Origin of the sequence: Bacteroides intestinalis DSM 17393 (genome assembly GCF_000172175.1) — a bacterium.
GTDB lineage: Bacteria > Bacteroidota > Bacteroidia > Bacteroidales > Bacteroidaceae > Bacteroides > Bacteroides intestinalis.
Genome location: NZ_ABJL02000008.1, coordinates 2,870,766 through 2,881,604 on the forward strand (window position 1 = coordinate 2,870,766; position 10,839 = coordinate 2,881,604).

Annotated in this window: 3 protein-coding genes; 1 reads left to right on the forward strand and 2 read right to left on the reverse strand. The window is 40.5% G+C overall.

Annotated features, from left to right (window positions below; genetic code table 11):
- Positions 1-63 precede the first annotated feature (63 nt).
- Together BACINT_RS20925 and BACINT_RS20930 are read right to left on the reverse strand one after the other, a co-directional pair.
- On the reverse strand, positions 64-5,823 hold the full coding sequence (locus tag BACINT_RS20925; RefSeq protein ID WP_007667000.1) for an alpha-2-macroglobulin family protein: 5,760 nt from the start codon (positions 5,821-5,823) through the stop codon (positions 64-66).
- Between the two features lie 775 nt (positions 5,824-6,598).
- Complete coding sequence (locus BACINT_RS20930; RefSeq protein WP_007667011.1) at positions 6,599-9,490, reverse strand: hypothetical protein; 2,892 nt, start codon at positions 9,488-9,490, stop codon at positions 6,599-6,601.
- Between the two features lie 250 nt (positions 9,491-9,740).
- Here BACINT_RS20930 and BACINT_RS20935 point away from each other — a divergent pair, with 250 nt between their 5' ends.
- Positions 9,741-10,688: a tyrosine-type recombinase/integrase gene (locus BACINT_RS20935; RefSeq protein ID WP_007667017.1), complete on the forward strand. Its 948-nt coding sequence runs from the start codon at positions 9,741-9,743 to the stop codon at positions 10,686-10,688.
- Positions 10,689-10,839 lie beyond the last annotated feature (151 nt).

The following is a 10,839-nucleotide window of genomic DNA, read 5'->3' on the forward strand; positions in this document are numbered from 1 at the left end:
ATTTTAGGATGCACAAAAGTAGGTGTTTTAAATGAGAGTTCCTAAAAGGGTGTTTTAAAATTACTACTCTACCTCTACTTTCATGGATGCCGAATGGGCAGCATACTCGGGTGCATAGGCACACTGTATAGTAGCTAATCCAGCCTCATATTGCCCGCTACGATCCACACGATAGCTGTATTCCAGCACATACACACCTTTGCTCAGACTGTCGAAGAAGAAATTAGTAGAAGCATCCTCTATTTCTACATAATATCCAATTCCACTGTTCCAGCGATAACCGGAAAGTGAATTCACCGGTTCGAAGCAAGCACCACGCTGGTCTTTCAACTGAACGAAATCCATTGCACGGTCAAGGCGTATCGTCAGACGGGAAACCACTTTATCACCCACAGCCAACTGTGTAGCAGCAGTGGCTGGTTGCAGTTCCTTCTTTCCGGTAGCCAAAGTGCGTTCTACATAAAGTTTCTTTTCCACTGCCAATTCACCACCCTGCTGTTTCACATCGGAAATCGGTGAGAGGTATTGAGCATACACTGCACCCCAGGCAATACCTGCATCCCGTTTTTCTACAGTGATAGATTTGGCACGCAATTCAGGACTGCCTTGTGCAAAGCTTTCTTTAATATATCCCAGTCCGGGAACGGTAGTCTTAGCAGGACTATATGTTTCCAATACTTTATTACCAAGAACAATGCGTACATCACCACGGGTAGCCAACAAATCAGTCCCTTGGCAAAGCAATGCATAAACGGCATCCGCCGTTGCAACCGGTGAGTTCCAACTTGTAGTCTGCTTTTGTTTCAGTAACCAAAGCTTCATTTCTTCTACCAAGGCGTCATTGCCACCTGCCAGACGTAAAGCTTCCATTACTTCCACATGAACAGGAATAGGCTGCATTCTCCAACGGAAGGGCTTTTCATTGAAAGCAAAATAAGCTCCTTGTTCATTGGTTTGCACCAGATGTTCCTTAATGGAAGCAATAAACTCATTAGCTTCAGCCATACGGCCGGCTTTTAGTAGAATAATAGCCGACTGCGCTTTCATTCCCATTTCAGCCGTGTTCAGGTTCGTGCCAACTTTGGAAAGGAAGTAACTATAAGCAGCCTCATTGGCAGCAGGCACTTTCTCACCGGAAATAGCTATCAGATAGAGATAGGTCATTGCCGAATGTGAGAGGGTAGTTATTTTAGCTCCGTCTCTCTCCGCTTTACGAATACTCTTGTATTCCTCCAATGCTTGTTGATGCAGATATTTAAAAGCTGCCTGCTGCATAGAAAGGGCATCACCGGAATTCTTTTGTCCGGTAAGTAAAGGCAGACGAACGAGAAGTTCGGTGATATATCCCGTCATGTTACGACTCCCCGGCATCCCTTTATACCAGCTCCATGCGCCATCGGCATCTTGCAGTTCTTTCAATCGGGTAAGAGTGGTTATATTATTATTTGCCAGGTTATTGAGATCGAACAGTGTAGCAATACGAGCTTGCTGCTCAGCTTCTGTAGTGGCCTCCAGTAACCAAGGACTTTCTTCAAGAAGGATATTCTTCACATCCTGATTCTTCTGCAGCTGGCTGAGGAAAGTTTCTTTCTTACCACCTTGCATACGCCAACTATCGAATACAGCTTTAATGCGTGGCTGGCTATTGGCAATGTAAGAAGCAAGGGAATTGGCATAATATGCGGCAGCCCAGGCAGTAGCATTATCTGTACGAGGTTGGCTCAATACCGGCAATGCTTGTACGGCATACCAGGCCGGATTTCCGGTAAACTCCACTGTCAGACGACGGTCGGTAGTCGTACGGCTGTTATTATTGAACAGGCTGTCCAGAGAGAAAGTGCGGGTTTCTTCACCTCGTATCGGCATAGCAAGAGTTTCAGTGATATATTCCTTATCACTCAATACAGGCAACAGGTGTTGCTCGCCATCGCTGAATGTACCACCATCGGCAATCATGCGTACACCTAAGAAGTCGTACTTATCCGTCACGGTAAAGCGGAAGGTTACGGGAACAGTCTTTCCCGCTTCCACAGTGAAAGGTTGACTCTGTGTGGAAATCACCTTCTCCGTCATCGGGTCGAAGAGGATGAATTTTGTGGTTCCTTTCAAGGCTTTTCCTGTCAGGTTAGTTACGGTTGCGGCAATACTCGTTTTATCCCCCACCCGCACGAAACGTGGCATGTTGGGTGACAGCATAAATTCTTTCACCGTGACGGTTGAAGCATCCAATTGCCCGATCAGCATTCCTTTCGTATGAGAATACCCGCGGAAGTTCCAACGTGTCAGGCTTTGCGGCATGGTGAAGGAGAAGGAAATTTCCCCTTGCTCATTTGTGCGAAGTTGCGGATAGAAAAAAGCTGTTTCTGCAAAGTTCTTACGCAATTCGGGAGCATCACCAAGCTCTACGGCAGCACCGGTTTCTTCAGTTGACACCATTTCTTCTTCAAATACCACATCCGCATCATCGACAGAAGAATCTTCAGCAACCATCTCTTTCATCCGTGGACTCGCCAATCCCCGTACCTGCACACTTCCGGTCATGGTAGAGTTTTTCATAACACCATAACCCACTACCAATGCTTCCTGTACACCTTCTTCCGAATAGAAAGTATCATAAACAAATGGAGGTACTTTCCAGTCTCGCATTGGGAAATAACAAGAGTAATAAACAGAACCTGTATACCCATACGACCAATAAATCTGAGGCACAAACCGAGAATAGTTCACATAAAAACTCTGACGATTTGGGAATATCTTATCTAAAGAGGCATCGTACATAGTGGCGAGCATCTCAGCATCGGCAGGTACACCCTGTGGTGTCTTGATAGTCAGGCGCCACTCTTCCTCTTGCCCGGGACGTAACTTGTCACGGAACACCTCCCATTTCATAGTCAGTTCTTTATCCGGTCTACGCTTCTGCAAGTCCACTTTCTCAAAATAAAGTTCTCCGTCCTTGACAAAAGCAAACAGATATTCTATTCCGTCTCCATATTCTTCTTTATAAGGTACATCAAAACGGACAATGGAATCGGATAATTGCAGCGTTGTACTGCTCAGGCGCTGCTTACCACTGAATATATCCAACATCACATAAGTATCTTTAAAGGAAGTTCCCAGACTGAACTGTGCAGGACGTCCGGCATCAAACTGCGTATTACGCGAATAGAACCAGACAGGTGATGCCACAGGAGGACGATTATCATCATAGGAAAAGAGCACGATATTTTGTTTGTAGTCAACATCCCTACCTTGATCATCCTTTGCTGTCAGTTGCAGTTCATAAGCACCGGAAGGCAGATTCTTCCATTCCGGCAATACTACTTCCACATTGGAAGTAAACTGCCCGTTGAAACGAACTTCAGGCTTTCCATTCACAGTTTGTACCAAACGGCAATCACCTTTCACCGATACCGGCTCCATATTCAGATTCCGGGCTACAAAAGTCAGTCGGATACTGTCATCCTTACAGATACGGTCTTGTATATCAACAGATAAAATCAATGAACGGTCTCCAGCAGACAAGGTAGTTACGGAAGTCTGTGTTTCACCGGCCTGATTGGTTACAGAGGCTTCTATCTGATAAGTATAGTAACCGGTAGTAACACCTTTCCCACCTTGCAACCGGACAGGAATGGAAAATATTCCATCAGCACCTATCATTACGCTACCTGAAACCAGAGATGTAGTATTTCCAGAAACTCTCCACCACGAGAACTGGCTACGGGTAACAGTATAATTCAATTCCAGCCCCTGCAAGGGCACACCACTAAAGGAGCTTACCGTACCTTTCACCTGCACACTATCTCCTATCTGGTAAGACTCTTTCTGAGAATCGAAAACGATGTCGAATGTAGGACGCTTATATTCTTCCACTTGTACAGATGTCCAACCGTTTGCTTTTCCTGTTCTAATAGAATAAGAGCCGTTCAGGCAGGCAGTAGGAAGCACAAACTCAGTGGTAAACGAACCAAACTCATTGGTGCGGACTTCTTTCTTTCCAATATTAGTATCATTCACATCGGTAAGCTCCACAGTATAAGCCTTATTGGCAAGAACCATAGCCGTATCGCCACTTTGGGTATAAGCGATACCTTTTATATAAATAGTTTGTCCCGGACGATACAAAGAGCGGTCTGTCAATAGCTTCACCGCTTCGGATTCTCTGTCAACATGATTCCAGGTCCCATTAGAGTTATTATAGATACGCTGCAATGGCATTGCCGTATCAGTGCCTTTCGTGGCAACCAACGAACGGAACTGCTTATTCCACGGTAGTATCACCTTACCCGATGCATCCGTAGTTTTCTGCTCCAATACCTTGTTTTCCCTGGTTCCATAACTTGAATAGAAAGTAATCTGAACATCCGCTACAGGTTTTCCGGTTTCAGCATCCAAGGTCACAACCTCATAATCTTTAGTTGAGAGAGGTATAGTCAATACTTTGAAACGAGTGAGATAAAGGTAGTTCTCGGCAGTTCGTCCTTTCTTATCATCAGGCACTACCTGTACTACATAAATACCCGGTTCGTCCGGCAACAACATACGATATGTACTATCTGCCGGAAGGTAATTAGCCGGACGCAACAAAGAAAAGTGTTCCGTTTTTACTTTACGGGCATACTTCTTATAGAAAGCAGGATTAATCACCGGCATATCCGTTGTAGCCTTCGACAGAGTAGTACGGAAGACATTCACCGTAAATCCATCCAAGTTACAATGAGTAACCCTCAATTTCAGAGAATCACCGGGATAGGTAACCTTGTCTGCACTAAAGTTCAGTTGCGGCTGCAAAAGGCTTTCTTTCAGCTCACGCAATGCAGATATCCGTTTATAGTCGGGATAAAGGTTGATGGCTTCATCACAAGTTTGCAAAGCCTTTTCATATTCACGTATATTGCGATAATAACGTGCTTTGGCTAAATAAGCCTCTGCACACACATCACGCTTGGCATAATCTTTAATAATGCGATCCAAAGCATGTAAGTATTGGTTCGGAGCTTCACTTCCGCCTTCTTTTACAGCTCGCAGACGAAGCAAAACATTCCCTTCTCTATTACGCCATTCCATATAATCCAGCATAGTCAGTACGGTAGCATCTTCCATGCCGGGCATCTTCCGATAGGTGTTTATCATCTGGCCATAAATGCCCATGATGTCTTTCTTTACCAATGAGTCCATCTCGAACCATGAAACTTTCTGTAAAGCATCAATGGCACGTGATGCCAACAAATGATACATTTCATGATGATAGTACTCACTTGCATCCCCTAAAATTACAAAAGGAATATAAGTACGCGAAGATGTTTTCAGCAATTCAGCAGAATCCTTCAATGCTTCTCCTGTATACTTCATCACCTGCTTCATGAAGAGGTTGCCGCTCCATTCACGAATATCTGCCGGCAAGGCTTCATCTTCCAGATCGAGCGAAGTGCGTTGCCGCAACTCCCATCGGTTATTATCTGCATAATTGGCATAGATACTTGCCACCAACGAATTCAGCACGGCACGACTGACCGGATTTTGTTCACGCTCCGCCCATTGTTCCAATCCTTTCAGGTTGACATAGAAGCTATCAGGTGTCAGTACATTCTGAAATGTATTCCGACACATATAGGCTTTTAACATCTGCGGGGTATTCTTTTCCTGTTCCCCTTTCCGGAATATCTCATCCGTCAGTTTTATCACAGTTTGCGGCAAGCTCTTCTTTTGTGCCTGCTCCACTTGTTTCCACAACTTGTCAAACGACTGCGCATGCAGCATAGGTATCCCCCCAAAAAAGGTTGCCAGCAGTATTAAACTACAAATTCTTTGAATCCTTTTCATAGATATTATTCTATTAGTCTTTGTACTAACAACAAAGTAAGGGAATAAAGTTTAAACAAAAGCTGATTTTTATATAAAAAAGCTTTCAGGGGAATATAAAAGAAGCGAGGAATACGTTTTCCGGACGTACTCCTCGCTTCATCAAGTTTAGTTAAAATGCTTTCTTATTTCTTCAGGGTATACCCCATCATCAACATCTCATTCCGACCTACTTCGGCGAGAATGTTTCTCCATGTTTTAAAAATCTTTTTTTTCATAACCTTAAAAATTAAACTAATACCTAAAAATCAAATACACACAATCTAAAAGAGGGGTTTAGTAAATTGTTGAATAACCCCAAACATGCTTATCAGCCTCGCTGATGTGCTTAAAAATTTTCTTTAACGTTTTCATTTTGTTATCCTCCTTAAAAAATCTTGTTATCCTATTAAATACATGTTTTATAACACAAAAATAATACCTTTGTTTAGAACAAACAGCAATATTCGGCAGAAAAGTATGTTTTATAACATATTTCTTGATCTAAATCAAAAATAAGAAGATCAAACAAGGAGGGAAGTGGAAAAAATGGCAGAAAAAGGAAAGAGTAACAAGGCATGGGACAATATGACAGAAAAAGAGTGAGGCTGTCTCCCACTGGGTACAGCCTCACACAACAACATTTTACTTTTCACGATGGTGAAAAAAAGGACTATTCTTCACAGAGTAGTTGTTTTATTAAAAAGGTATGCCCCGAAGGACATACCTTATATTAATTACTTAGGAAAGCATAGACTTAGTTACCTTCAGTTGATTTAACATCCATGTAAACTGCAGTCTTCACAGTACCCCACTTATAAGTTACGATTACAGGAATCTTAACCTTAAATGCTTGTACGTTATTTCCGTTATTCTTGTAAGTAATTGTACCATAGTCACCAACAACAGTAGAATTAGCCTGAGAAATAACAATCTTGTTAGTAACTTCAGACAGCTTCTTCGTTTCGATGTTATTACCATTCATGTTAGTTGTAATGTTAGCGATATCAGCTACAATAGACTCAACTCCATAATAAGTATAGTAACCAGTACCATCATATTCAACACCACTTGCACTTGTTCCCTTAGCAAACTTGTAATCTCTCCAGTCAGTCAAGTAAACAAGATCAAGCATCTTCACTGTATAACCTTCATCTGTAGCATCTACAAAGTATTTACCAGTGTTAGCAAATACATTAACCGGACGCAAGAATTCAGCATTGAATTGACCATCAGTCATCGGTAAACGCATGCTACACTCATTAGTCAATACCATATCAAGTATAGCAGTGAACGGAGCAACATCATGAGCAGAGATATTCAGGATAGCCTTAGCAGCAGCTGTTTGTTGATATTCAACATTGTTACCAACGATCTTAGCAACTAAAGAAGTTCCATTAGCATACAGTTCTTTACCGTTAGCAGCTACAGTCAATGTATAAGTTGCACCATCATTACCCTGAACCTTAACATTATTGTTTTTATCAGAGAAGATGTATTGATAAGAAATCTTATCCAACTTGAAGTCATCACTTACCTCATTATTCAATTTGAATGAAGGTTTGTTTCCTTCGAATACATTATCAACATTTACAGAGAATGAGCAATCGTTCGGAGTAACACCAGGAACTACTGTATTCATTCTGATATTATTCATGTTATTGTACCAGTATTCAGAGTTCTTGCTACCAGTATCGAAGCTTGCAGACGGAGTCTTAACAGTAGCAGTAAATGTAATAGTTACATCAGCACGTGACTTATCATTCTTAGGAACATAAGTAGCAGTTGCAATCAGTTTACCATTATTATTATTAACAGCATTCACCTGATCAGCAGAAGTTACTGTCCAAGCCAAGCAAACAGTTTCAACATTAGGATCAGCATCGTTCAATTCAACAACTTCACCATATTCACCAGTTTTCAAAGTAGCAATCTTCTGACCAGAAGCATTAGTAGAACTTGACTTCAATTCATAGATTGCGTGGAAATCTTCTTTAGTCAAACCTAACTTCTGATAGATATTAACATTCATTTCATCGAATAACAAGTTGTAAGTCTCAGGAGTACATTTCAACTTAAGATCACCACATGCCTTCGGATAGTCAGTACCAGCAACATCACCTCTTGTAATCTTGACTTTAATCCAGCCAACATTAACAACTTCACCGTTAGCAGCATTCTGAAGCTCTACACGTACCAAAGGCATACGACCAACAGCAGCAATAGGATCTTCAGTGATATCACCAACCTTAGCTGTCAAAACACTACCCTTCAAGTTTGCAAAGAAGCTACTCTGAAGAGTCTTGTTATCACCAACATAATAGTCTGACAAACTATAAACCAACTTCAAACCATAGTCAGCCAACTTGTCATTAGCAATAGTCTTATCACCTGTGCCAATCTGCTTCATCGGATCAGTGTCAGTCCATTCTGTATAATGAGTTTCCACATACTTAGACAAATCAATACCCTCCTTGTTATTGTAAGCAACTTCACAAAGTGGTTCTGCATTGATTGCGTCTTCAGCCTTACCAACTAAGCTACGTGCATTATCAGCACCATACAAGTGAGCTTTGTGTACACCAGCATCTTTAGCATTAGCTAGAACAAATTCTTTCAAAACTGATTTGTAAATAGCAGCATAGTCAGAATTAACGACTTTAGTGCCACCGTTTACTTCTACAGTAGCTTGCAGATTCATCACAGTAATCTTAGAAGCATCAATCTTCTGGATAGCTTCACTATTACCATTGAATACAACTTTCAAAATACCATTAGTAATAGAACATTTTTCCAAATCGATATTAGCAATGTTAAATCCAGTAGCACGTGTGCCAACGAATTCTTTATCATCTGCAGACAATACTAATTTAGAGATTTGTTTCATAGTAACACCAACCGGGTTTACGTGATAGTAAGCAACCATATCCGGAGTGATATGACTATTAGAAGCAGGAGAAAGAGGAGCATTCCAGATTTCACCCTTTTCTGTTACAGTCTGGCTCTTAACAGTCCATTTGTCATAAGTCAGGTTAGTAGCTCTCATAGCTTCTACACCGCTCAGATATGCTTCGGGAACAAAAACCAAGCTTGTCAAAGGCAGTGCATCCTGAATATAGAAATTAGAGCTTTCACCATTATCTGTTACAGTATAACCAATGATTACACCATCTTTCTTAATTGCAGCAATACTGCTTGTTGCTTTCGGAATAGTAACGTTTGTTTTAACGCCATTATACAAAATTTCTCCTGCAGCGTTAATCGTCAGCTTCGTAGGATCAAAGCTTTCTCCAACTTCAGCAGTAGGAAGAGTAGCAGATGAAACCTCAGTACCATCTTTCTTCAAAATAACTTTGCCATCCTTTATCTCGATAGTGTAGTTTGGAAGGTTTTGGGCTATTTTGCAAGAAACACTCTTATCGTTACTATCAACGATAGTCAATGTTCCAGTTGCTGCATCGTAAGATACACTTTTTACCCCATTGTTTCCAATAGCAGTTTTCAAGTCAGTAAGGCTTTGGTTGATTTGACCGATTTCGTTGTCAATACGTTTGATGTCATCATCGTAATCCTTACAACTGATGAAAGACGTCGTGGCAGCGAATGTCAATGCTCCAAAAAGCACCACTTTAACAAATCTTTTTCTCATAATCGCTTTTAATTTACATTAATAATATATTATTAAACACTCAGTTTCAATAAGACAATTCTATGTCCTTATACATAAACACAAATTATATTTCTTTTACGAAGAGGCTTTTCCTCGTCCGTTACTTTATAGGTAACGGCATAAAATACCGTGCAAATATAATTGATTTTATATAATTGTGCAAATAAAGCTGTTTTTTTTGTGATATTCATTAAAAAAAAGAGTAATAGTATTCAAAAAACATTCGATTATGAAACAAAAGTTATTATTGGAAATGCTATCCACCACCATTCAGGAGCTTCGTGCTAATGGTCAATGGGGCACCGCTCACGTTTATCGAAGTGCCCGCAATTCTTTTTCTACATTTAATAATAATAAGGATATACCATTTTACAAATTGGATCCTAACTTATTAAAAAGCTTTGAGATATATCTTCGTCAACGCAAATGTAGTTGGAATACGGTTTCTACTTATATGAAAGTATTAAGAGCTATTTATAACCGAGCAGTAGACAATGGATATGCTTTATATGTTCCGCGACTTTTCAAGCATGTGCATACAAGTGTGTGTGCGGATCAAAGAAGGGCTTTAGAGGTTTCTGATATAGGGAATCTGCTTTGTGAGACAGAAAAAGCATCCTCGTGTGGCTCTTTACCTATAGAGTTGCAAACTACGAAGAACATATTCGCACTCATGTTCTTACTACGCGGTATTCCGTTTGTAGATTTGGCATATTTGCGTAAAGCAGATATTCAAGGTAATACTCTAAAATACCGTAGGCGAAAGACTGGACGTTTATTGACTGTAATGTTGACACCTGATGCTATAAAACTTATACGTATAGTAGCTAAAACAAAGCCGGAATCTCCTTATCTTTTTCCCTTTTTATCAAGCCCAGAAGGTACAGAAGCTGCTTATCATGAGTATCAATCATCCTTAAGGATGTTTAATTATCGATTATCCCGATTAAAAAAATATATGAAAACTGCTGCTCATCTAAGTTCCTATACTATTAGGCATACATGGGCAACAATGGCATATTATTGCGAAATACATCCAGGTATTATATCAGAAGCGATGGGGCACTCGTCTATCAAAGTGACGGAAACTTACTTAAAACCGTTCCAAAATGAGAAAATAGATAATGCTAATTCGCAAGTTATCTCTTATGTGAAAGAATACGCAAGTATTGTTTAGAGATTTATCAGAATAATAATCGGTTTTACGTTCACCCCGGGGAATAATATTCTTCGGGCATATTTTTGTGTCCCTACTCTTCCAATGTCTTTTTGCGTCATATTGCTCAATATTAATTAATTGCATATTCTATCCAAGTATTTTAGCTTGA